The sequence below is a fragment of the Paractinoplanes globisporus DSM 43857 genome, assembly GCF_000379645.1.
Lineage (GTDB): Bacteria > Actinomycetota > Actinomycetes > Mycobacteriales > Micromonosporaceae > Actinoplanes > Actinoplanes globisporus.
On sequence record NZ_KB903320.1, the window covers coordinates 64,575 to 86,509 of the forward strand.

General features: G+C 70.6%; 22 protein-coding genes. 6 read left to right on the forward strand and 16 right to left on the reverse strand.

Features of this window, described 5'->3' with window-relative positions:
- Positions 1-188 precede the first annotated feature (188 nt).
- The 3 genes from A3CQ_RS0133620 to A3CQ_RS0133630 are packed head-to-tail and all read right to left on the reverse strand — an operon-like array spanning position 189 to position 1,388.
- On the reverse strand, positions 189-773 hold the full coding sequence (locus A3CQ_RS0133620; protein WP_020515343.1) for a hypothetical protein: 585 nt from the start codon (positions 771-773) through the stop codon (positions 189-191).
- The gene (locus tag A3CQ_RS0133625) at positions 773-1,069 is read right to left on the reverse strand and encodes a hypothetical protein (protein ID WP_020515344.1); all 297 of its coding nucleotides are present in this window, start codon (positions 1,067-1,069) and stop codon (positions 773-775) included. Before A3CQ_RS0133625 ends, A3CQ_RS0133620 begins: the two co-directional genes overlap by 1 nt.
- 1 nt (position 1,070) lies before the next feature.
- Entirely contained in the window at positions 1,071-1,388 is a 318-nt protein-coding gene (locus A3CQ_RS0133630; RefSeq protein ID WP_020515345.1) for a YbaB/EbfC family nucleoid-associated protein, read from the reverse strand.
- A gap of 165 nt (positions 1,389-1,553) precedes the next feature.
- Here A3CQ_RS0133630 and A3CQ_RS0133635 point away from each other — a divergent pair, with 165 nt between their 5' ends.
- The gene (locus A3CQ_RS0133635; RefSeq protein ID WP_020515346.1) at positions 1,554-2,747 is read left to right on the forward strand and encodes a DNA polymerase III subunit delta'; all 1,194 of its coding nucleotides are present in this window, start codon (positions 1,554-1,556) and stop codon (positions 2,745-2,747) included.
- A 163-nt stretch (positions 2,748-2,910) separates the two neighbouring features.
- On the opposite strand, the gene A3CQ_RS0133640 is transcribed toward A3CQ_RS0133635, so the two are convergent.
- Genes A3CQ_RS0133640 through A3CQ_RS0133650 form a run of 3 tightly spaced genes read right to left on the reverse strand, consistent with a single transcriptional unit; the run spans position 2,911 to position 5,254 of the window.
- On the reverse strand, positions 2,911-4,125 hold the full coding sequence (locus A3CQ_RS0133640) for an MFS transporter (protein ID WP_020515347.1): 1,215 nt from the start codon (positions 4,123-4,125) through the stop codon (positions 2,911-2,913).
- Positions 4,122-4,691: a TetR/AcrR family transcriptional regulator gene (locus A3CQ_RS0133645; protein WP_020515348.1), complete on the reverse strand. Its 570-nt coding sequence runs from the start codon at positions 4,689-4,691 to the stop codon at positions 4,122-4,124. Before A3CQ_RS0133645 ends, A3CQ_RS0133640 begins: the two co-directional genes overlap by 4 nt.
- Entirely contained in the window at positions 4,688-5,254 is a 567-nt protein-coding gene (locus A3CQ_RS0133650) for a sugar O-acetyltransferase (protein ID WP_020515349.1), read from the reverse strand. Before A3CQ_RS0133650 ends, A3CQ_RS0133645 begins: the two co-directional genes overlap by 4 nt.
- 63 nt (positions 5,255-5,317) lie before the next feature.
- Here A3CQ_RS0133650 and A3CQ_RS0133655 point away from each other — a divergent pair, with 63 nt between their 5' ends.
- Positions 5,318-6,436, forward strand: a complete 1,119-nt coding sequence (locus A3CQ_RS0133655; RefSeq protein WP_040433481.1) for a geranylgeranyl reductase family protein — start codon at positions 5,318-5,320, stop codon at positions 6,434-6,436.
- Here the strand turns inward: A3CQ_RS0133655 and A3CQ_RS0133660 are convergent.
- The 6 genes from A3CQ_RS0133660 to A3CQ_RS0133685 form a co-directional block, all read right to left on the reverse strand.
- Positions 6,417-6,947 (reverse strand): DUF6226 family protein, encoded by a 531-nt coding sequence (locus A3CQ_RS0133660; RefSeq protein ID WP_020515351.1) that lies wholly within the window; start codon positions 6,945-6,947, stop codon positions 6,417-6,419. The two genes, A3CQ_RS0133655 and A3CQ_RS0133660, sit on opposite strands and share 20 nt — an antisense overlap.
- 71 nt (positions 6,948-7,018) lie before the next feature.
- Positions 7,019-7,213, reverse strand: coding sequence for a DUF397 domain-containing protein (locus tag A3CQ_RS0133665; RefSeq protein WP_020515352.1), 195 nt, complete (start codon positions 7,211-7,213; stop codon positions 7,019-7,021).
- A gap of 350 nt (positions 7,214-7,563) precedes the next feature.
- Positions 7,564-7,755 (reverse strand): DUF397 domain-containing protein, encoded by a 192-nt coding sequence (locus A3CQ_RS0133670; RefSeq protein WP_020515353.1) that lies wholly within the window; start codon positions 7,753-7,755, stop codon positions 7,564-7,566.
- Between the two features lie 83 nt (positions 7,756-7,838).
- A complete protein-coding gene (locus A3CQ_RS0133675; RefSeq protein WP_051115431.1) occupies positions 7,839-8,762 on the reverse strand; it encodes a helix-turn-helix domain-containing protein in 924 nt (307 codons plus the stop codon).
- A 213-nt stretch (positions 8,763-8,975) separates the two neighbouring features.
- Positions 8,976-9,404 (reverse strand): DUF6232 family protein, encoded by a 429-nt coding sequence (locus A3CQ_RS0133680; RefSeq protein ID WP_020515355.1) that lies wholly within the window; start codon positions 9,402-9,404, stop codon positions 8,976-8,978.
- A gap of 313 nt (positions 9,405-9,717) precedes the next feature.
- The gene (locus A3CQ_RS0133685; protein ID WP_020515356.1) at positions 9,718-10,164 is read right to left on the reverse strand and encodes a DUF6232 family protein; all 447 of its coding nucleotides are present in this window, start codon (positions 10,162-10,164) and stop codon (positions 9,718-9,720) included.
- A gap of 425 nt (positions 10,165-10,589) precedes the next feature.
- Here A3CQ_RS0133685 and A3CQ_RS54980 point away from each other — a divergent pair, with 425 nt between their 5' ends.
- Both A3CQ_RS54980 and A3CQ_RS0133700 read left to right on the forward strand, forming a co-directional pair.
- A complete protein-coding gene (locus A3CQ_RS54980) occupies positions 10,590-11,015 on the forward strand; it encodes a DUF2231 domain-containing protein (RefSeq protein WP_245577433.1) in 426 nt (141 codons plus the stop codon).
- Positions 11,016-11,192: 177 nt separating this feature from the next.
- Positions 11,193-12,275 (forward strand): peptidoglycan-binding domain-containing protein, encoded by a 1,083-nt coding sequence (locus A3CQ_RS0133700; protein ID WP_026206502.1) that lies wholly within the window; start codon positions 11,193-11,195, stop codon positions 12,273-12,275.
- Positions 12,276-12,278: 3 nt separating this feature from the next.
- Here A3CQ_RS0133700 and tmk read toward each other — a convergent pair whose 3' ends face one another.
- A complete protein-coding gene (gene tmk / locus A3CQ_RS0133705) occupies positions 12,279-14,480 on the reverse strand; it encodes a dTMP kinase (protein ID WP_020515360.1) in 2,202 nt (733 codons plus the stop codon).
- 97 nt (positions 14,481-14,577) lie between these two features.
- Here tmk and A3CQ_RS0133710 point away from each other — a divergent pair, with 97 nt between their 5' ends.
- Positions 14,578-15,798 carry an amino acid deaminase/aldolase gene (locus A3CQ_RS0133710; protein WP_020515361.1) on the forward strand — a complete coding sequence of 407 codons (1,221 nt, stop codon included), beginning with the start codon at positions 14,578-14,580 and terminating at the stop codon, positions 15,796-15,798.
- Between the two features lie 19 nt (positions 15,799-15,817).
- Here A3CQ_RS0133710 and A3CQ_RS0133715 read toward each other — a convergent pair whose 3' ends face one another.
- The gene (locus A3CQ_RS0133715; RefSeq protein WP_026206504.1) at positions 15,818-16,447 is read right to left on the reverse strand and encodes a TetR/AcrR family transcriptional regulator; all 630 of its coding nucleotides are present in this window, start codon (positions 16,445-16,447) and stop codon (positions 15,818-15,820) included.
- Positions 16,448-16,584: 137 nt separating this feature from the next.
- Between A3CQ_RS0133715 and A3CQ_RS0133720 the strand changes: the two genes are divergently transcribed.
- Positions 16,585-17,883, forward strand: a complete 1,299-nt coding sequence (locus tag A3CQ_RS0133720) for a D-arabinono-1,4-lactone oxidase (RefSeq protein ID WP_020515363.1) — start codon at positions 16,585-16,587, stop codon at positions 17,881-17,883.
- 3 nt (positions 17,884-17,886) lie between these two features.
- Here A3CQ_RS0133720 and topA read toward each other — a convergent pair whose 3' ends face one another.
- Positions 17,887-20,658, reverse strand: coding sequence for a type I DNA topoisomerase (topA, locus tag A3CQ_RS0133725; protein ID WP_020515364.1), 2,772 nt, complete (start codon positions 20,656-20,658; stop codon positions 17,887-17,889).
- A gap of 195 nt (positions 20,659-20,853) precedes the next feature.
- Positions 20,854-21,933 (reverse strand): hypothetical protein, encoded by a 1,080-nt coding sequence (locus A3CQ_RS64280; protein ID WP_020515365.1) that lies wholly within the window; start codon positions 21,931-21,933, stop codon positions 20,854-20,856.
- Between the last annotated feature and the right edge of the window lie 2 nt (positions 21,934-21,935).

A 21,935-nucleotide genomic window follows, 5' to 3' on the forward strand; every position in this document is an offset into this window, starting at 1 on the left:
CCCCGAGGGTCGAGTCCGGGCCGACGGTCGTGCCGTCCTGCTCCGCCGAGCGTCCCGAACCCGGGCCGGGCCCACGACAACGCTCGATGGATGGCGTTGAGTATGCGGTACCTGCGGGGGGTGCAGGAGACGCGGCGTCGCAATCGGACTCAACGAGCCGAAGGCGGCGCCGCGCCGCATGTGGCGACTCACATCGCGATCGCCTCCGCGATCTCGGCCGAGCCCTGCAGCAGATCGTCGGCCTCCACATAGCTCTCCGCGATCGTGCGCAGGACGGCGGCGGCCACCCCGGCGGCCGCGCCCGGATCGTCCCCCACCGTCAGCGCATCGGTCGATGTCAGCACCCCGGCCAGGGCGTAGGCAAGATCGGCACGCGCCCGCGCCATCCAGTCGACCAACGCCTGCGCGAGATCGGCCGACGCCTCGAGCCGCTCGTCGAGGCTCTCACCGTCCCCGCTGAGCCGGTCGGCCACCTGCCCGCGCAGCTCCGTGTAGGCCTCCGCCGCCTCGCCGTCCCACTCGCCCGGCGGTGGCAGGCCCTCGGCCACCTCGGCGCAGGCCCGCGCGTCGGCCCGCAGCAGGCTCACCGCGTCGTCGAATTCCGCGGGCCGCAACGACGCCACCGCCCGCGCGGCGTCGCCCGGGAGCAGCCGCACTCGCCGCAGTTCCCGCCACACCTCGTGGTCGGCAGGCGCCCCCTGCTCCCCGAGCAGCGTGTCGACCCGCGCGAGCAGCGGTGCCGCGACCGCGAGCACCTCGTCGAGACGGTCCATCAGCGCTCTCGATCCAGCCGTCGCCGGACCGTCTCATCGGTGGCCGCATAGTCTCGCGCGGCCGCCCGCACCGCGCCCGCCGCCTCGGCCAGCCGCACCGCGAGATCGGCCGCCTCGCGCCCGCGGGCCTCGAGCACCGCCGCCCACCGGGCATGCAGCGCACGCCCGAGCCGGCCGGGCACGCCCGCATCGTCAGCGCCGAACGCCGACGCCGCGACCCCGAGCGACGGCAGCCGCCGGTCGACGGTGGCGAGCGTGTCGGCCGCCCGATCGAGCCGGTCGGCCACGTGATCCATCTCAGTCCTCTTTCAGCTTGCCGAAAATCTCGCCGTGCAATTTGGCACGGGCCCAGCGGGCCGCCTCGGCCGCGCTGGTCACGACGGCCTGGATCTCGCGCGCGAATTCCGCCGTGTCCCGATGCTGCAGCGACCCCGAGATGTGCACCTCGGCGATCTCTCCCGCGGCCGTCACCAGTACCTCGATCGAATCGTCCGGAGAGTGCACCGACACGGAATGCGACGCCACGGCCTTGTCGAATTCCGCGCGCAACTCATCAAGACGTCGATATCGGTCGATAGCCTCCTCGATCCACGCCTCATCGATCTCGCGCGCCATCCCCCAGGCTCCTCACCGCGCGTCAGCGCCCCGTCGCTTTCCGGGACCAGACCGTACCCGGAACTGTCACCCTTTCGCTACGCCGAGTCGTCCCCTGTGGATAACGTGCCCGGCGTCGGGCCCGGGCGGGCGATGTTGTCGGACCCGCGCAATACCATCGTTGCCGTGACAGACGTCTTCGCTGATCTGGTGGGCCAGGACGAGCCGGTCGAAACGCTGCGGCGCGCCGCCGAGGCCGCCGCCCGGGTCGTCGCCGGTGAACAGGTCGCCGCCGGCGCGATGACGCACGCCTGGATCTTCACCGGCCCGCCCGGCTCCGGCCGCTCGGTCGCCGCCCGCGCCTTCGCGGCCGCCCTCGAGTGCGAGCGCGACGGCGTCGGCTGCGGCGTGTGCCACGGCTGCCACACCGCGCTCGGCCGCACCCACGCCGACGTCCGCTTCGTGGTCCCCGAGGGCCTGTCCATCGGCGTCAACGAGATGCGTGCCCTAGTGCTGCGCGCCGCCAGCGCCCCCTCCGGCGGCCGCTGGCAGGTGGTCGTCATCGAGGACGCCGACCGCCTCACCGAGCAGGCCGGCAACGCCCTGCTCAAGGCGATCGAGGAGCCGCCACCCCGCACGGTCTTCCTGCTCTGCGCCCCGTCCACCCACCCCGACGACATCTCGGTGACGATCCGCTCCCGCTGCCGCGTGATCACCATGCGCCAGCCGCCCGCCGAGGCGGTGGCCGAGGTCCTGACCCGCCGCGACGGGGTCGCCGCCGATGTCGCCGCCTGGGCCGCCGCCGCCGCCCAGGGTCACGTGGGCCGGGCGAAACGCCTGGCCGCCGACGCCGAGGCCCGCGGCCGCCGCGACGCCGTGCTGGCCGTCCCCCGCCGCCTGACCGGCGTCGGCGCCGCCTACGACGCCGCCGCCGCGCTGATCAAGGCCGCCGACGCCGAGGCGGCCGAGGCGGTGGCCGAGTCCGACACCACCGAGCGAGCCGCCCTGGAACAGGCCCTGGGTGCCGGCGGCACCGGCCGCGGCGCCGCGGGCGCCATGCGGGGCGCCGCCGGCCAGCTGAAAGACCTGGAAAAACGACAGCGCTCCCGAGCCACCCGCGCCAAGCGCGACGCCCTCGACCGCGCCCTGGTCGATCTCGCCGGTTTCTACCGGGACGTCCTGATCACCAGTCTGCGAGCCCCCGTCCCGGTCGTCCACACCGACGTGGCCTCACAGTCCGAGGCCGCCGCCGGCAAATGGACCGCCGAAAGCACCCTCCGCCGCCTCGAAGCCGTCCTGGCCTGCCGAGACGCCATCGACCAGAACGTCAAACCCGACATCGCCGTTGAAGCGATGATGCTCACCCTCTGGCGCGGCTGACCGCGCGCCAACGCAGCCGCTCCCCGCGTGACCACGCGCCGACGCGCGGGCCGCGGCGCCGGGACCGGCTCGGCACAGATCACGGCGGGCCGCTCGACGACGACGCACCGACATCAGGCCCCCCTGCGGGCCAGAGATCCGCGCCGAACGCCTCGTCCCGGCCTCAGCTCCGGGGCAGTGGCTTCACGGCGCCGGCCAGCCCGATCGCGACCGCGAGCAGCACCATCACGGCCAGCAGCGCGCGCAGGACCGTCACGTGGTCGCCGAGGAAACCGATCAGCGGCGGCCCGCCGAGGAAGGCGCAGTACCCGATCGTCGCGACCACGCTCACGCGCGGCGCGGCGTGGGCCGGGTCGTCCGCGGCGGCGCTCATGCCCACCGGGAAGCCGAGCGACGCCCCGAAACCCCACAGCAGCGCCCCGACGAAGGCCAGGGCCGGCCACGGCCCGAAGACGAACAGCGCCAGCCCGGCGACGCTCACCAGCGCGAGCACCCGGACCACCGGCACCCGGCCGTAGCGGTCCAGCCAGCCCGGCCCGAACCAGCGGCCGGTCGTCATCGCGGCCAGGAAGACCGCGAACGCGAGCGTGCCGACCGTCGCGGGCACCCCGTACCCGTCGATCATCGCGACGCTGATCCAGTCGATGCCGACGCCTTCGGTGAAGGCGAAGGCCAGCACGAAGAAGCCGATCAGCACCGTGCGCGGCTCGCGCCAGGTGGCCAGCGTGCGCTGCAGCCGGCTGGACGGCGCGGCCGCGGCGTGTGCGGGCTGGTCCGGGACGACCGCGGACGGGTCCTCGTCCGGGCCGAAGGAGCGCACGGCGGCGATCACCACGACGGCGACCAGGGCCGCGACGACGATCAGGTGGATCGTGACCGACAGGTGCACGGCGATGGCGAGCGCTCCGACCAGGGCACCGGCCACCGTGCCGACGCTGAAACCGGCATGAAAGCGGGGCATGATCGCCCGTCCCAGGCGCCGCTCGACGACGGCGCCCTGCACGTTCATCGCCACGTCCCAGGCGCCGTTGGCGAAGCCGAAGCAGAACAGCCCGATCATGACCGGCAGCACCCCGAAGCGGTAGCCGATCGCCGCGCCGGAGAGCGCGAAGAACATGATCGCCGCCATCGTGGTGACCGTGCGCCGCGAGCCGAAATGGGCCACGATCTGCCCGGCGAGCGGCAGCGACACGATCGAGCCGAGCGCGATGGCCAGCAGCACGAGCCCCAGCCGCGACGGCGTGAGCGAGAGGTGGTCGCGCACCTGCGGGATCCGGGCCGCCCAGCTCGACCCGGCGAAGCCGAGCATGATGAACGCCGCGTAGACCGCCCGGGTCGCCTGCCGCACGGGCGACGCGACCATCTCGACCGTGCTCATCGAGAAACCTCCAGCAGTCGGGCGACGATCGCGTGCGTGTCGGCGCGGTCGAACGTGGCGGTGGAAAGGGTCAGGTGCATGACCATTCCTTCGATCAGGGCGTCCACTCCGCGGGCGGTCACCGGATCGACAAATCGCTCGAGCACGGCGCGTGACCTGCGCATCCAGGCCTCGGTCACGCTCCGCAGCGCCGGATTGCGCAGGGCGGCCAGATAGAGCTCGTACGCCACGGCCCAATCCCGCGTGTCGGCGCCGGCGTCGCCGTGGATCAGGTCGGTCACGGCATCAACAAAACCGGTCTCATCCCGTACGCCGTGGAAATGCGCTTCGTAGAGCGGCGACATCCGCTCGGCGTGCCGCTGGAAGGCCTGCGCCAGCAGGTCGTCCAGGCCGTCGAAGTGGTACGTGAGCGAGCCGAGCGGTACGTCGGCGGCGGCCGCGATCCGGCGCATGGTGGTCCCGGCGACCCCGTGCCGGGCGATGGTCTCGATGGCGGCGTCGACGATCCGGCTCTTGCGCTCGGGGTCGTAACGCCGCGGCGACCGGGCGGCGGGGATGGTCGTCACGGCTCCACCTCGCGAATCACGCGGGCCGGATTGCCGACTGCGACCACGCGCGGTGGCAGGTCGCGCGTCACCACCGCCCCGGCACCGACGACGGTATCGTCACCGATGGTCACCCCGGGCAGCACGGTGACACCGCCGCCCAGCCAGACGTTGTGGCCGATGGTGATCGGCCGGGCCGCCTCCCACTTGTCGCGGCGAAGGCCGGCCGCGACCGGGTGCAGCGCGGTGAGCAGCTGCACGCCGGGCCCCATCTGCACGTCGTCGCCGATGGTCACGCGGGCCACGTCGAGGCTGATGAGCCCGAAGTTGGCGAAGGTGCGGGCGCCCACGAAGGTCTGGTACCCGTAGTCGCAGCGGAATGGCGGCCGGATCTCGCTGCCCTCCCCGAACGCCCCGAGCAGCTCCTCGAGCAGCTCACGGCGCAGCGCGTGATCGGTCGGGTCGGCCGCGTTGAGCCGGTGGGTCAGCGCCTGGGCCCGCTGGGACTCGGCGGCGAGATCGGGGTCGTCGGCGATGTACAGCTCGCCGGCGAGCATCCGCTCACGCATGGTCCGGGTTTCCATGCGTACGATCGTACACAGCATATGTACGCTCGTACATAACCGGCCTGACTAGACTCTCCGCTCGTGATCTGGGATGTCGCTGTGGTCGGGGCCGGCCCCGCCGGACTCGCCGCCGCGCATGCCGCGGCCACCGCGGGAGCCCGCACGATCGTGCTGGAACGCGCCACCCACCCGCGCTACAAGACCTGCGGCGGCGGGCTGATCGGCACATCGCTCGAGATTGCCCGTCCGCGCCTGGCCGCCGTGCCGGGCCGCGACACGATCGACGCGGTCACCTTCACCCGCGGCGGCCGGCGCACGTTCACCCGGCACGCCCGCGGCGGCCCGCTGCTCACCATGGTCCGCCGCGACGACTTCGACCACGCCTGGTACGAGGCGGCGCTCAAGGCCGGCGCCACCGTCCGCCAGGACTCCCAGGTCCGCGCCATCTCCGAGGACGGCGACACGGCGACCGTGACGCTGGACGACAAAGAGGAGATCGTGGCCCGGTCGGTGATCGGCGCCGACGGCTCGGCCGGCATCAGCTCCCGGCACGTCGGCGTCACCTTCGACCAGCAGGATCTCGGTCTCGAGCTGGAACTGGCCGCCACCGAGGACGACTGCCGGCGCTGGCGCGGCCGGGTGCTGCTCGACTGGGGCCCGTTCCCCGGCTCGTACGGCTGGGTCTTCCCCAAGGACGACCAGCTCACGGTCGGTGTGATCATGACGAAGGGGCATGGCGCCGAGACCAAGGAGTACCTGCGCGACTTCGTGGCCCAGCTCGGCCTCGCCGACCGCCCGGTGGTGCGCGACTCGGGCCACCTCACCCGCTGCCGCCGCCTCGACGCGCCGCTGCGCCGCGGCCGGGTGATCGTCGCCGGCGACGCGGCCGGCCTGCTCGAGCCGTGGACCCGGGAGGGCATCAGCTACGCCCTGCGCTCCGGTTCATGGGCGGGCGCGGCGGCGGCGTCCGGCGACCTAGCGGCCTATGAGCGGCAGGTCGCCGCCGAGCTGGTGCCTGAGATGACCGCCGGCCGCCGCCTGCTGGACCTCTTCTCGAAGCGCCCAATGCTGATCCACTTCGCGATGACGACCCCGATCGGCTGGCGCGCCTTCGAGATGTTCTGCCGCGGCGAGCTGGCCATGGCCAACGTGATCAACCGCCGCGGGATCCACGCCGCGGTCAAACTCCTAGGGGCCTGAACGGCCAGGGCGCCCATTGCACCGGCGCCGCGAACCCGCACCGGCGCGCGTCCCGGGCGTCGCGGCTGGTCAGCGGCCCCTCGCGCCGGGCGCTGAGCTCCACGCCGATCAGCCGGGTCTCGAACCATGACCCACCGACGCCGCGGCGCACCCGTTCCCAGAGCCCACCCTCGATCAGCGCCGCGACCTGGCCGCGCAGCACCCCGACCAGCTCGGCCGGGTCCTCGTCGCAGGCCTCGCAACCGCAGGCGGGCAGCATCTCGGCCCACCAGCGGCCGAGGCGTACCACCAGGCCCGGGAAGTCGGTGAAGGCGATGGCGAGAGGCCCGGCGGCGGGCGTTCGCGGAATGAGCCGCACCATCCGCACCAGGGCCTCCTCGGCCCCCAGCAGTTCCTTGCTCTCCCGACGTTCCACCATGTACCGCTCGTGGAGGTCGTCGAGCATCGACTCGGCCGCGTCGTGCAGGACCGCGAACCTGCTGGTGTCGACTGCGTGCGGGTAAGCCCTCACCTGCGCCAGTATGCCCCTCTCGACCCGGGGCGTCCCCCGGTACGACCTAGCCTGGCGAATGATGAACGGCCTCAGAAGTGGAACTCGCCGGCGCCGACGCCCTCGACGAAGGCTGCCCATTCCTCCTCGGTGAACGACAGGACCGCACCGTCCGGGTTCTTCGAGTCGCGTACCAGGAAGCGGCCGTCGACCTTGGCGACCTCGACGCAGGTGGCGCTGCCGCACCGGCTGCTCTTCCGCCACGGCGCCGCGTTGATCTCATGCATCTCTCTGCCTCCGTTCCATCTCGCGATTGCCCGTCGCGTACGTGGGAGACGATGTCGTCAGTCGAACTCGGGCGCGGGTGGTGCAAAACTCACCCATCGCGAAACCCTCCGTGAGAGGACCAACGAACTCCACGGTAAGCGATCGGCGGCAACTCGACGGCTCGCTCGCGTGAGTGAACCGGAGGATGGCACTCAGAAATGGCGGCCTATAGGTCGCCTTAAGCGGAAATGTCCGCCAGGAATATTCTTGACAGGACCGGACGGGCACGCGCCCGGTGAGTTATCGGCACAGACCCACGGGCGGGGGCGGGCCGAAGCTCGACCCCGCACGCGGACCTAATAAATCACGTTTAGTTGAATTCGCCCGCTTTGATACCCTTGACGAATGCGGTCCACTCGTCGGTGGTGAACGCGAGCGGGGCGGCCTGCGGGTTCTTGGAGTCGCGAACAAGTACAACGTCCGAGGTCTGCGCGACCTCGACGCAGGCACTGGTGCCGCAGTAGCTGCTCTTATGCCACTGTGGCGTGTCGTCGATGTTCACTTGAGAGCCTGACCTTCCGAGTCGGCGATGGTGTCGAGTGTTAGAACCTGGTACCTCTGGAATGGTTACGGGACAACTTCTGGTCACCCCAATTCGCGAATCCGCTTCTGGATAAAGGCGATTGTGTCATCTTCATTGTCGGCTGCGTTCCAGAGCTTCTGATAACGATCATAGTGACGGGCCACCGGTCCCGGAGGCGGCGGTACCGACGCGTTCACTTTGGAGATCGTCGGATCCTCGATGATTTCGTCGCTGAGGCCTGCCTCGCGATACATGACCGCGCTGGACAGATCGCCGTCCGCTCCGAGGAAGAGGATGTCAAAATTGGCGTTGTAGGAAATCGTCACGTCCGAGTCGAATCGGATCATGCGAACCCCGAGCTGTCCCGTCTCCGACACCCGGACGAGCTCCCGTAGCTGGGCGCTCAGCAGGGCCGGCCCGCTCAGCGGGCGCCGGAAGACCGACTCGTCCAGCAGCGCGGTCAACCGCAGCGAGCCGTTGCGGGCGAGCGCCGCGTCGCGCCGGAGTTTCCGTGCCGCCAGCCGGAACCTAATCTGATCGGGCAGGAGCTCTTCATTCCACGTTTCGATGAGCGCGGCAGAGTACTCGGGTATCTGGAGCAATCCAGGAACGTGGAAAACCGAATACAGATGAATCGCCGTGGCCTCGGCCTCGTACTCGATCAGCTTACGGAGCGGATCGGTCAGATGTTCGCGGTATTCGGGCGTCTGATACCAGGCCTGACGCTGTCGCGTGCGAGCGACCTTTGCCGACTCGATGAGATCGGCGGTCCGCACCTTGTCCCGGATCCCCAGATAGGCGAGAAGCGGTCGCAGGTCGTTCGGCGCGATGCTGACGTCGCCGTTCTCGATCCGGATGACCTTGCTGAGGCTCCACTCCATCTCCTCGGCGACCTCGAGCTGGGTGAAACCCGCAGCCTCACGAGCCTCGCGCAGCGCCAAGCGCACGCGACGTCGCGCAACAGTGGGCGAGTCACCCTCAGTCATGAGGTCCTTCAGCGTCGAGACGATGGAATAGGTGCCGACACGTAAGCTGCGACATCGCTGACTGCCAGCAGGCATCCAGCGAGGTCGCGCGATAGCTTACTTACCGTCGTACCAGATGGGAAATCGGCGTACGGCGGTTCGGCAAAACTTGATCCTGACATTGCGTGATCGAAAGTTGACGTGTCGCCGTCCTGCCTGGTTAATCGCGCTCGGCTATCCCGCGGCCAGCCCGTACGACTGCCTTAGCGCACGTCGCTCGATCGTGCGCCGCAGCGCCCGGGTCACCTGGTTGAAGATTCGCGGGTCGGGCGACGTGTAAATCGTGACGTCCTGTGTACGGTAGCGAGCCCGGATCTCCCAAGCGTGCCCGCCCCGGCGCCGCAGGGCAATGAGGACGACGGCGACCAGCGCGGTTACCAGCGGTGTTGCCGCCATGACGCCGAATTTCAGGCCGGCCGCGACGGCCAGGATCAGCAGGCCGAGTCCCAGCGCGAACTCCACCCCGGACGGTCCCCGCGCCACAGTGCGCTCCAGACGGACGTCGTCGAGGTCATCGATGGCGAAAATTCTCACGGACGGGCTCTGCCACACGAAGTGGGTGTCGGTGATGACGGCGTCGGGTCCCCGATAGTACGTGCGCATTTCCGGCTTCCCCCTCTGTTCCCGATGGATTCCCGGCGAGGAAGGGAAAGAGAACGGGCGCCGACGCGACCGAGAGAGAATTCCCATCTCGCTGGACGGGGCAGGCCTTCGGGTGGGGGGTGAAACGGCACCTGGTTGCCGCCAGGTGCCGTTCTGACTCTCCCCTCGAAACTCCGCCCTCCGGACTGTCTGAGACCGAGTACAGCATGGCCACCAGTCTCCCCGCTACCGTTCAACCTGCCATCTGGCAGACTGCGCACAAGCTAATCCGGCGGCTTGTGGGCGGCGGGAAGGCCGGGGGAAGGCCACCCGATCAGGCCGCGGCGGCTTCCCGATCGGCGTACGGTGGCCGCTCGTTCTCGAGTGCCCGCCGCAGCGCCCGGCTGACCTGGTGAAAGACCCGGGCGTCGGTTGACGTGTACAGGATGACCTCCCGGTCGCGGTACGTCGCCCGCAGTTCCCAGCGACGCGGCCGGTGCTGCCGCACCACCGCGCAGGCCAGGCCGGCGCCCGCGGCCGAGACCGCGATGACGACGCCGACCAGGACGCCGCCCGCCGCGGAGACCGCCGCCGCCGCGACCAAAGTGGCCGCGGCGGCGGGAGGAACGACGACGGATAGGCGTACTCCGTCCGGTGGACCGGGGGCGATTCCGACGTCGCGCAGATCCCGGATGACGAATCGTCCGGGCGGCGAACCGCGCCGGACGACGAAGAGTTCGCTGGTCACGACAGCGTCAGGCCCGCGGTAATAGATGCGCATGGCGAACTCCTTCCCCTGACTCCTTGCGAGACAGGGATATGAGAGCCACCATTGGCGCAGAGAGAATTCCCCGCCTCGCCCTTCGCAGTGCTTACCTTCTTGGCACTGACGGAGCCTTAGAGGTGAAACGGCACCCGGTTGCCGCCGGGTGCCGTTACGGTGTGACCTCTCCATCTCCGCCCTTGTTGCTCTACTGGTAGTAGAGCACGCCACCCGGCTATCCGCTACTACTCAATCTGCCATGTTGCAGATTGCGTACAAGCCGAGTACTGCTGAGTAGTGCGTCACTCGGGGCCCTTCTGCGGCGTTTCATTGACGTATGCACCGGGTAGGCCTCACACGGATGCCACGACGAACCTACGATTTACGCAGGTAGGAAGGGCGATGACCGCATGGAGAGCCGCCTGAACATCGCAGGTCAAGCGGTGCAACCGATCCTGGTGATGTTCCCGCTGGGACTGTTCACGATGGCCGTGATCTTCGACATCGCGAACCTGCTCGGCGGACCGGGCATGCTCGGAGCCCTGGCGTTCTGGAACGTCGTGGCCGGTCTGATCGGCGGATTCCTCGCCATGCTCGCCGGGGTGATCGACCTCGCGTTCGTCCGCCGGCCGCTGGCCAAGCGCATCGGCGTGCTGCGCGTCCTGCTCAACATGGGCGTGCTGTTCCTGTTCGCCGTGATCCTCATGGTCCGCGTCGGCGCGCACGACCGCGGCGCCGGCTTCGGCCTGCTGCTCCTCGAGCTGCTGGCGGTGTCCATTTCGGGCTTCGGCGCATGGTTCGGCGGCGAACTGGCCAACGGCCGCACCCCCGCGTTCGCCAAGGCCGCGGCGGGAAATCGAGGTTATTGACCCGTTCCTCATTCGGCAGGGGTGATCCCGGACCGCTCGCGGTGGCCGACTCTTGGTCGCGACACGACGATCGGAGGGTTGCCGTGAATTTGCTGCTCTGGGGGCTCGTGCTCCCCATCCTGCTGGTGGTTGCGGGGATCGTGGTCATCCTGCGCAAACGGAACGACCGCCGCTGACATGCGTACTGCTCGATGGTTGGCCGCCTCGGTCGGCGTCGCCGCGTTGGCGCTGGCCGGGTGCGGTGGCGGTGACGGCAACCCCCGCGCCACGGTCGCCGAGAACCGGGTGGAGAACAAGCAGCAGGCCCTCGACGACGCGAACACCGAGCTGACCAAGAAGGTCGACGAGTTCTGCCGGTCGACGGCCAGCTACATCACGGCGCTCGACCGGTACGGCGACGTCCTCACCACGACCGCGCCGACGGTCGGCGACGTCACCGAGGCGGGCGCCGACCTGGCCGAGCCCCGCTCCGACGTGCTCACCGGCGCCGAGCAGGTGCGGGACGCGAAGGAGGCGGTCGCCACCGCCGAGAAGGAGCTGGCCGAGGCGAAGGCGGCGCTGAGCTCGGCCTCGCCGCCGGGGTCGTCCGCGCCGTCGCCCAGCGCCACCCCGCCCGTGTCGGCAGCCACGGTGGACCGGGTCAAGCAGGCCGACGCCGATTTCGCCACCGCACAGCAGGGCGTCACCGCGCAGAGTCCGCTCCAGGACGCCTCGGAGCAGTTCAACGCGGCCGCGGTCGCGCTGGAGATGGCCTGGCTGCGGCTGTTCGACGAGGCTGGCTGCCTTCCCGAGGACAAGCAGGAACAGGCTCGGCAGGCGGCCCGCAACTACACCCTGGCGCTGCAGAAGTCGCTGGCCGGGGCGGATTACTACCAGGGCGAGATCGACGGCGTGTACGGCCCGACGACCGTGGACGCCGTCTCGGCGCTGCAGGAGAAGCACGGCCTGCCGGTGACAGGGACGGTCGACAAGGCCACCGACGCGGCGCTGCAGGCCGAGCTCGCGGCCAAGGGCGGCGCCCAGGCCCAGCAGGCGACCGCCTCGACCGCGGCCGTGCAGCAGACGCTGAAGCTGGCCGGCCACTGGCCCGGTCCGGTCGACGGCACCTGGACGCCGGCGCTGACCGAGGCGCTCAAGGCGTTCCAGACCGAGCTCGGGGTCAAGGCCACGGGCACGGTCGACGCCGCCACGATCGCGGCCGTGCAGAAGAAGGCGGCCACCGGCGCCAAGCCGCAGCCCAGCGCGTCGGCGTCGGGTTGAGCGTCACTTCCGCGGGGACTCGTCTTCCACGCCGAACAGCTCGGCCATCTCCTCCAGCCCGGGCTCCTCGGGCAGATCGGGTGTGGCCGGGACGTCGTCGGGCGCGGGCGCGGTGTGTGCCGCGGCCAGCAGGCCGGCGAGTCGCTCGGTGACCGCGGCGCTGATCTCGTCGGCCGGGCGGGCCGCGTCGAGCACCAGGTAGCGTTTCGGGTCGGCCGCGGCCAGGTCGAGGAACGCGTACCGGACGCGCTCGTGGAACTGGCGGGACTCGCTCTCGAGCCGGTCCTGACCCTGGCCCCGCGCGTCGACCCGGCGCAGGCCCACGCTCGGGTCCACGTCGAGCAGAACGACCAGATCGGGCTTGAGGCCGCCGGTCGCCCACGCGGACAGCCAGGAGATCTCGGAGACCGGCAGGGTGCGGCCGGCGCCCTGGTAGGCCAGCGACGAGTCGACGTACCGGTCGCTGACCACCACGGCGCCACGGGCCAGCGCGGGACGCACGACGGTGGCCACGTGGTGGGCGCGGTCGGCCGCGTACAGCAGGGCCTCGGCGCGCGGCGCGGGCGACTCGGTCTTGTCCAGCACCAGCGCGCGGATGCGGGCGCCCACATCGGTGGCCCCGGGCTCACGGGTGACCACGACGTCACGGCCGTCGGCGCGCAGCGCGGCCGCGAGCCGCTCGACCTGGGTGGACTTGCCGGCGCCCTCGCCGCCCTCGAAGACCACGAAGACCCCGGCCCGCACGAACTGCTCGGCGGGGGCGAGCGGGCGGCCGCGGATCGAGCCCCACAGGTCGGCCAGCACCGGCACGCCGCGCTTGTCGTCCATCTGCCGGAACGCGCTGATCCCGACCCAGATGCCGATCGCGCCGGCCACCAGCAGCAGGACCCGGGTGGACGAGACCTGCACGCTGAACGCGCCCAGGTCGATCCGCCGCGAGCTGCCCAGCCCGACCAGGAAGCCGGCGAGCGTGATGGCCAGCAGCAGGACCATCCGGACGCCGATCTGGACGACCGCGAAGACCCGGCCGCGGACCGCGTCGTCGACCTCGCCGTACAGCAGGGTGGTGCCGGCCAGGAACGCCATGCCGGCGCCCGCGCCGACCAGCAACGCGCCGACCAGGGCCATGGACAGGTGGAACGCGGCGCCCAGGAACATCACCGAGCCGCTGGCCAGCACGATGCTCATGCCGAACCAACGGCGGCGGGACAGGTCCCGAATGATCATCGGACCGAGGCCGATGCCGATCGCGAGGCCCATGAAGATGACGCCGAACAGCAGGTAGAACGCGGCCTCGCCGGCGCCCAGCGAGGTGGCGAAGGTCTTGGCCGCGCCGATGACCACGCCACCGGCCGCGAACGCGCCGAAGATGCCGAGCACCAGGCCGCGCACGAGCGGGGTGCTGCCGATGTACTTCCAGCCGTCGAGGAACTGCCGGAACATGCTCTGCTGCGCCTCGCGCTGCCGCTCGGCGCTCTTGCCGCCGATCTCCTTGATGCCGAAGAAGACGGTGAGCGCGGTGGCGAGCCGGGAGATCGCATTCAGGTAGAGGGCGATCTCCACCGGCTGGGCCCAGTCGGGCAGCGTGACGCCGGACTGCTGGACGCCGGCGGTCAGCGCCGAGAGCGCGAGCGCGGCCAGGATCGGCGTGATGCCGTACGTGGTGACCAGGGTGAGCTGGTTGCTGATCTCGATCCGCGATTTCGGGATCAGATTGGGTACCGCGGCCTCCTTGGCCGGGATCCAGATCAGCGTGATCGTCTCGCCGATGAACGTGGCGATCGTGGCCCAGGCGACGACGACCCCAGGCGAGGCGCCGACCAGGGCGACGATCGGGATCGAGCCGTAGAAGACGAACCGGAGCAGGTCGGTGATGACCATGGTGTAGCGGCGGTCGAACCGGTCGGCGAACACGCCTGCGATCGGGCCGAGCAGCAGGGCCGGCAGCAGGCGGACGGCGATGGTGCCGCCGAACGCCGCGCCCTGGCCCGCGCTGCTCTGGAACTGCGCCGCCGCGAAGATGCCGGTGGCGAGCAGCCCGATCCAGTCGCCGAACGAGGCGAGGCTGAGCACCAGCCACAGACGCCGGAACGGCCGGATACGCAGGACGGAGCGCAGCGCCGCGATCCCCGACAGGTCGACGGGTCCGCTATCGCGCGTTTCGGTGTCGATGGCCGTACCTCCCGTGATCCCTGCAGGGTGCACCCTACCCGGCGGCCCCGACCCGCCTGGTTTCGCACGTTCGGGTAACGCAAAAGTGAAGCTCTTTCGCATTGCCCGATCCAGGCGTTACCGTGCTGGCGTGATTGCCGACCGCAGCAACCTGCAGAAGCGCCTCGACCGGGCGACCGGCCACCTCGAGACGCCGATCGCGGCGGTCGACCTGGCCGCGTTCGACGACAACGCGGCCCAGCTCGTGGCCCGGGCCGGCGGCAAGCCGGTGCGCGTGGCCAGCAAGTCGGTGCGCTGCCGGCAGCTGATCGAGCGGGCGCTCGCGAAGCCGGGCTGGCACGGCGTGATGGCGTACACGCTGGCCGAGGCGATCTGGCTGGTACGCGAAGGGGTGACCGACGACGTCCTGGTCGCATATCCGACCGTGGACCGTACGGCGATCGCCGCGCTGACCTCCGACCCGGTCCTGGCCGGGGCGATCACTCTCATGGTCGACCACGCGGGGCACCTCGACGTCGTCGACCGGGTGACCCCGCCCGGCAAGCGGCCCCCCGTGCGGCTCTGCATCGACCTCGACTCGTCCTGGAAGCCCGGGCCGATGCACGTGGGCGTACGCCGGTCGCCGGTGCACTCGGCCGCGCAGGCGTCCGTGCTCGCCCGCCGTCTGGTCGCCCGCCCCGGCTTCGCGCTGGTCGGGATGATGTCCTACGAGGCGCAGATCGCCGGCGTGGGTGACGCGCCGCCCCGGCAGGCGCTGCGCGGCCGGGCCATCCGGCTCATGCAGTCGCGCTCGTACCTCGAGATCGTCAAGCGCCGCGCCGAGGCGGTCGCGGCCATCCGCACAGTGCTGGCCTCAGAATCCGGAGCCGACCTCGAGTTCGTGAACGGCGGCGGCACCGGCAGCGTGGCGGCCACCAGCGCCGACCCGGTGGTCACCGAGGTCACGGCCGGTTCCGGCCTGTACGGCCCGACGCTCTTCGACGCGTACCGGAACTGGCGGCCCACCCCGGCCGCCTTCTTCGCGCTCTCGGTCGTGCGGCGGCCCGCGCCCCGGATCGCCACCGTGCTCGGCGGCGGCTGGATCGCGTCCGGCCCGGCCGAGACGTCCCGCCTGCCGCAGCCCTACCTTCCGGAGGGGCTGCGGTTCAAGCCCGACGAGGGCGCCGGCGAGGTGCAGACGCCGCTGCTCGGCGCCGCGGCCGACACGCTGCGCCCCGGCGACCGGGTGTGGTTCCGCCACGCGAAGGCCGGCGAGCTGTGCGAGCACGTCAACGAGCTACAGCTGATCGACGGTGAGACAGCGGCGCCGGCCCCGACGTACCGCGGAGAGGGCCATGCCTTCTTGGGCTGACAGAGCCCGGGGTGACCGATCAGGCCGTCACGTGACGGTGAAGGTACTCCCGGATCAGCGCCTTGGCCTCGGTCAGCACCGACTCGTCGCCGTTGGTGTCGCGCCGGAACGCCAGCTTGATCAGCGCGTCCGCCGCCTCGACCGAGATCTGCAGCGCGAACCGCAGGCGGGCCCGGTCGATCAGCTGGAACTGGTCGACCAGCAGCTCGGCGAGCCGGTCGGCGATGACCGCGTTGTTGTCCCGCTCGACGTCGAGCAGATGCACGTCCACCACGTCGCCGAAGTGCAGCGTGCGGAAACCGGGCACGCTGCGGTGCATCTGGATGTAGACGTCGATGGCGGCGTCGACCCCGTCCCACCAGTGGGCGAAGGTCTCGCTGCCGAAACGGGCGGACAGACCCTGCAGGTACGCGTCCATGTTGCGCATGGCCAGCGCCTGCACGATCGCCCGCTTGTCGGGGAAGAACTGGTAGACGGAGCCGATGGCGACCTCGGCTCGTTCGGCGAGCAGCGTCGTGGTCAGGCCCTCGTAGCCTTCCTCATCGACGAGCTCGGCGCAGGCGTCGAGCATGCGCTGGACCCGGGCAACGCTTCTGCCCTGCACCGGGACACGCCGCAGCGGCCCGGTGGTGACGGTTGGTGTCGACACGCGTCGCCACTCCCTCTCAGCAGTGATAATCGGAACGTTACTCGGATCAACGAGCGAGAGGCATCGACGGGACGCGGAGGACACTCCACACGCCCAGTTTTGTGCGACTGTCCGCTCGTACGGAGGACAAAGCCATAATGACGACCCCCGTGATCGCCCGCCGCTGGACCAACTGGGGTGGAAACCAGCAGGCCCACGCGACCGACATCCTGACTCCTGGCACTGTCGACGAGGTCGCGGCCCAGGTCAAGGAAGCGTCCGGTTCCGGACGCCGGATCAAGGTGGTGGGCAGCGGCCACTCGTTCACCGCCATCGCCGTGGCCAACGACCAGCGGCTGTTCCTGCACCGGCTGGCCGGCCTCGTGTCGATCGACGGGTCGCTGGTCACCGTGCAGGCCGGCATGCCGCTGCACGTGTTGAACGCGCTGCTCGCCGAGCACGGGCTGGCCATGCCCAACCTCGGCGACATCGACCAGCAGACGGTGGCCGGGGCGATCTCGACGGGCACGCACGGCACCGGCGCGGAGCACGCGACGCTCGCGTCGTGCGTGGAGGCTGTCAAATTGGTGACGGGGTCGGGCGACGTGCTCGCGGTCGGCAAGGACGACCCGATCTTCCCGGCCGCGCGGCTCGGGCTGGGCGCGCTCGGCATCCTCGTCGAGGTGACGCTGCGCTGCGTGGAGGCATTCACCCTGCTGGCCGACGAGCGGCCGATGCCCCTGGCGGAGGTCCTGGCCGGGCTCGACCAGTGGATCCCGGCCAACGACCACGTCGAGTTCTACTGGTACCCGTACACCGACCGGGCCCAACTGAAGATCAACAACAAGGTGCCGGCGCACGACAAGCCGCTGTCGAGGTTCCGCGGGTGGATGGACGACGAGTTCCTGTCCAACACGGTCTTCGGGGCGGTCTGCCGGCTCGGCAAGGTCGCGCCGGGGACGGTGCCGACGATCAGCGCGGTCGCCGCCCGGGCGCTGACCGCCCGGACCTACACCGAGCGCTCCGACCGGGTCTTCTGCACGCCGCGGCGGGTGCACTTCACCGAGATGGAGTACGAGGTCCCGCGCGCGGCGCTGCCCGAGGTGATCTCGGCACTGCCCCGGATCATCGAGGGCCTACCGTTCAAGGTCCAGTTCCCGGTCGAGGTGCGCTTCACCGGGCCGGACGACGTCTGGCTCTCGCACGGGTACGGACGCGAGTCCGCCTACGTGGCCGTGCACCAGTTCACCGGGGTCGAGTACGAGCCGTACTTCCGGGCCGTCGAGGCGGTCTGCCAGCCGCTGGGCGGGCGTCCGCACTGGGGCAAGCTGCACTACCGGTCGGCCGACGACCTGCGCCCGGCGTACGAGAAGTTCGACGATTTCGTGGCCGTGCGCGACCGCCTCGACCCGGCCCGGGTCTTCACGAACGAGTACCTGGACCGGGTGCTCGGCTAGCCGTTACTCGGCCGAGGCCGTCGCCTTCTTCGGGGCGGCCTTCTTGGCGGCTGCCTTCTTGGCCGGCGAGGCCTTCTTCGCCGCGGCCTTCTTGGCCGGTGCCTTGTCGTCGGCCGCCTTGGCCGGAGCCTTCTTGGCGGCCGCCTTCTTCTTGGGCGCCGGGCCCTTCGCCCGCTTCTCGGCCAGCATCTCGGAGGCCTGCTCGATGGTGAGCTCCTCCGGCGTCTGACCGCGGCGCAGGGACGCGTTGTACTCGCCGTCGGTCACGTACGGCCCGAACCGGCCGTCCTTGATGACCATCGGCTTCTCGGTGACCGGGTCGTTGCCCATCTCGCGCAGCGGCGGCGCGGCGGCCCGGCGCTGCCGGGTCTTCGGCGTGGCCAGCAGCGTCAGCGCCTCGTCGAGGGTGACCGTGAAGAGCTTGTCCTCGCTTTCGAGCGAGCGGAAGTCCTCGCCGCGCTTCACGTACGGCCCGTAGCGGCCGTTGGCGGCCAGCACCTCGTTGCCCTCGGGGTCCTTGCCCAGCGTGCGCGGCAGGCTCAGCAGCCGCAGCGCCTGCTCCAGCGTGAGCGTGTCGGGCGTCTGGGTGCGGAACAGCGAGGACTTGCGCTCGCCGGCCTGCACGTACGGCCCGAAGCGGCCCGACTTGAGCAGCACCGGCTCGCCGCTCGGGTCGTCGCCGAGCGAGCGCTCGCCGCCACCGCCCAGGAACAGCTCGTCGACCTTTTCCGGGGTGAGCTCGTCCGGAGCCACGCCCTCGGGGATCGACGCCCGGTCGTCCGCCGACTCCTCGGGCGCGTCGGGCAGCTGCCGCTGCAGGTACGGCCCGTAGCGGCCGACCCGGACCACGACGTTGCGGCCCTTCTCGTCGGTGAACAGCGGGATCGAGTTGACCGAGCGCGCGTCGATGGCGCTCAGGTTCTCGGTCACCATCTTCTTCAGGCCACCGGCCTTGGCGATCGAGTCGTCGGGCCCGGCCGTCTGGCTGCCGAAGTAGAAGGAGGTGAGGAAGTCGAGCGCGGCGTGGTCGCCGGCCGCGATGTCGTCGAGCTGGCCCTCCATGGCCGCGGTGAAGTTGTAGTCGACCAGGCGGGGGTAGTGCCCCTCGAGCAGGCCGATCACCGCGAACGCCAGGAACGACGGGATCAGGGCCTGGCCGCGCTTCTCGACGTAGCCGCGGTCCTGGATCGTCCGCATGATCGACTCGTACGTCGACGGGCGGCCGATGCCCAGCTCCTCCAGCGCCTTGACCAGCGACGCCTCGGTGTAGCGGGCCGGCGGGATGGTGTGGTGACCGGCCGCGGCCAGTTCCTCCGCGGTCAGCGGCTGGTCCTTGACCAGGGTCGGCAGCCGGCGCTCGGCGTCCTCGGCCTCGGCGTTCTCGTCGTCGGAGGACTCGACGTAGGCGCGCAGGAAGCCCGGGTCGGTGATCGTCTTGCCGGAGGCGCCGAAGTCGACCTCCTCACCGGTGGTGGAGATCGCCCGGATCCGGACGCTCACCGAGTTTCCGACGGCGTCGGTCATCTGCGAGGCGATCGTGCGGCGCCAGATGAGCTCGTACAGCTTGAACTCGTCGGTCGACAGCTCGTTGGCGACCTCGCCGGGGGTGCGGAAGTTGTCGCCGGCGGGGCGGATCGCCTCGTGCGCCTCCTGCGCGTTCTTCACCTTGCCGGTGTAGCGACGCGGCTGCGGCGGCACGTTGTTGGCGCCGTAGAGCTCGCCGATCTGCCGGCGGGCCGCGGTGATCGCGGTCTCGGACAGGTTCACCGAGTCGGTACGCATGTAGGTGATGTAGCCGTTCTCGTACAGCCGCTGCGCGGTGCGCATCGTCTGCGAGGCGGAGAGGCGCAGCTTGCGGGCCGCTTCCTGCTGCAGCGTCGAGGTGATGAACGGCGCGTACGGCCGGCGGCGGTACGGCTTCTCCTCGACCCGGGTGACCGTGAACGGACGGTCCTCGAGGCGGGCGGCCAGGCCGCGCGCGCCGGACTCGTCCAGGTGCACCACGCCGGAACCGGGCCTGACCTGGCCGGTGGTGGGCTCGAAGTCCTTGCCGGTGGCGATGCGGTCGCCGTCCAGCGCGATCAGCGTCGCCTGGAAGTTGCGCGGTCCCTCGATCTTTCCCTGCACGGCCAGCGTCGCGAGGATGTCCCAGTACTCGGCGGTGCGGAAGGCCATGCGCTGACGCTCGCGCTCGACCACGATGCGCGTCGCCACCGACTGCACCCGCCCGGCGGAGAGGCGGGGCATCACCTTCTTCCACAGCACCGGGCTGACCTCGTAGCCGTACAGGCGGTCGAGGATGCGGCGGGCCTCCTGCGCGTCGACCAGGTCGCGGTCGATGTCGCGCGGGTTGGCCACCGCCGCCTGGATGGCGGGCTTGGTGATCTCGTGGAAGACCATCCGCTTGACCGGGACCTTGGGCTTGATCGTCTCGACCAGGTGCCAGGCGATCGCCTCGCCCTCGCGGTCCTCATCGGTGGCGAGGAAGATCTCGTCCACCTCTTTCGACAGCTTCACGAGCTTGGCTATCTGTGCCTTGCGGTCCTGGGAGACGACGTAGAGCGCGTGGAAGCCGTTGTCGACGTCGACGCCGAGCCGCGCCCACGACTCGCCCTTGTACTTGGCGGGCACGTCGGCCGCGTTGCGCGGCAGATCGCGGACATGGCCGAAGGAGGCCTCGACGAAATAGTCGGGGCCTAGATAACCGGCGATCGTCTTGGCCTTCGACGGGGACTCGACGATGACCAGACGGGTCGTCCTGGTGGCACTCGGCACGGCACTCCCAAACTTCGCACTCAGCGTCCCGCCATTCGTACCGGCGGGTCACAGACTTTCAACGTAACGCGCCGGAGCAGACCGCATTCCCGGGGAACCCCGGAGTCGGATGGTAACGGTCCGGCCACCGCATGCGTCCGACGGCGACACCGTACACCGCGAAAGGTGAGTCGTGTCGCACACAATCCAGGAAGATCACGCGCTCGCTGCGAACGGCCACACATGCTCCGGCGCCGCGTCGGGGCGATCGCCGACCAGTTCGGCAAGACGCCGCAGGCGGCGCTTCCCCACGATCAAATAGTGACGTCCGTCATCCGACACACGGCCGGCGAGACCCGCCCGTACCAGGGCGGCATCGATCGCGACCGGGTCTTTGACGGGGTCAAGACCCAAAGCGTACCCGCCCGGGACGGGTTCACCCGCCGCCGCGACCCAGAGACGGAGCCGGGGTCCGGAGAGAAAGAGCTGCGCGGCGGCGTCCGGCCAGGCGCGGGCCAGGCCATTCAACCGACGGGAGTACGCCGTGAGCACCTCGAACCGCGGTCGCGGCTCGGCGGCCGACGGCTCCTCGTCAGCTTCGTCTGTTTCGTCAGCGTCTGTCTCTTTGTCCTGAGCCTCCTGGTGCGGGGTCACCCCCGGGCCGCGCTCGGCCGGAGGTGCCGACCGGCCGAGCGAATCCGATTTTTCGGACTCCTCCCCACTGCGGGCCGGGCGCCGGCCGGCCGTGAGAGAGAGCTCCCCTGAAACGGGATGTCGCCGGCCGGCGTCCGGGTGTTGTGGATCTCTCCGGCCATCTTCCAGAAGATCGTCGCCGACCGGCTCATCCCCGGCGGAGGAGTCGGGCCAGGCGTCGGGATCGGGGTAGACGTCGTCGAACGGGTCGGGCGCTGCGGGACGGTGATCGTCGCTCACTGGGGTGGCCGGGGGCTCGCCGGCGCGTACGTCTGCTTGATCTTGAAGTTGATTTTGATCGAGAGGGCGCCAGTGTGCGGTGAGGCCGCGGGCGACCAGCTCGGCGACCAGGACGTGGACGCGCCAGGCGGCGTCGACCTCGACGGAGACACGGGCGGTGCCACCCATCCGGCCCAGCTGACCGGGACCTGCGAGCAGGCCCGCGAGATCGGCCGGCGAGGGCTCGGTCGTCTCGGCGCCGAAGAACGGCAGCTGGCGGCCCGGATCGGCGTGGGGAGGGCGCGGCATCGGCCGTCTCTTGGCCGCCGGGACCGCCGCGGGCAGCACCTCACGCGGGATCAGCGGCCACCCCGTCTCGGTCATCG

Excerpts from the sequence above, each read along its gene's own strand:
- A3CQ_RS0133620 (WP_020515343.1), bottom strand. The coding sequence starts at position 773 with ATGGACCGTCTCGACGAGGTGCTCGCGGTCGCGGCACCGCTGCTCGCG.
- A3CQ_RS0133625 (WP_020515344.1), bottom strand. The coding sequence starts at position 1,069 with ATGGATCACGTGGCCGACCGGCTCGATCGGGCGGCCGACACGCTCGCC.
- A3CQ_RS0133630 (WP_020515345.1), bottom strand. The coding sequence starts at position 1,388 with ATGGCGCGCGAGATCGATGAGGCGTGGATCGAGGAGGCTATCGACCGA.
- A3CQ_RS0133640 (WP_020515347.1), bottom strand. The coding sequence starts at position 4,125 with ATGAGCACGGTCGAGATGGTCGCGTCGCCCGTGCGGCAGGCGACCCGG.
- A3CQ_RS0133650 (WP_020515349.1), bottom strand. The coding sequence starts at position 5,254 with ATGGAAACCCGGACCATGCGTGAGCGGATGCTCGCCGGCGAGCTGTAC.
- A3CQ_RS0133665 (WP_020515352.1), bottom strand. The coding sequence starts at position 7,213 with ATGCATGAGATCAACGCGGCGCCGTGGCGGAAGAGCAGCCGGTGCGGC.
- A3CQ_RS0133675 (WP_051115431.1), bottom strand. The coding sequence starts at position 8,762 with ATGACTGAGGGTGACTCGCCCACTGTTGCGCGACGTCGCGTGCGCTTG.
- A3CQ_RS0133680 (WP_020515355.1), bottom strand. The coding sequence starts at position 9,404 with ATGCGCACGTACTATCGGGGACCCGACGCCGTCATCACCGACACCCAC.
- A3CQ_RS0133685 (WP_020515356.1), bottom strand. The coding sequence starts at position 10,164 with ATGCGCATCTATTACCGCGGGCCTGACGCTGTCGTGACCAGCGAACTC.
- A3CQ_RS0133700 (WP_026206502.1), top strand. The coding sequence starts at position 11,193 with ATGCGTACTGCTCGATGGTTGGCCGCCTCGGTCGGCGTCGCCGCGTTG.
- A3CQ_RS0133720 (WP_020515363.1), top strand. The coding sequence starts at position 16,585 with ATGACGACCCCCGTGATCGCCCGCCGCTGGACCAACTGGGGTGGAAAC.
- A3CQ_RS64280 (WP_020515365.1), bottom strand. The coding sequence starts at position 21,933 with ATGACCGAGACGGGGTGGCCGCTGATCCCGCGTGAGGTGCTGCCCGCG.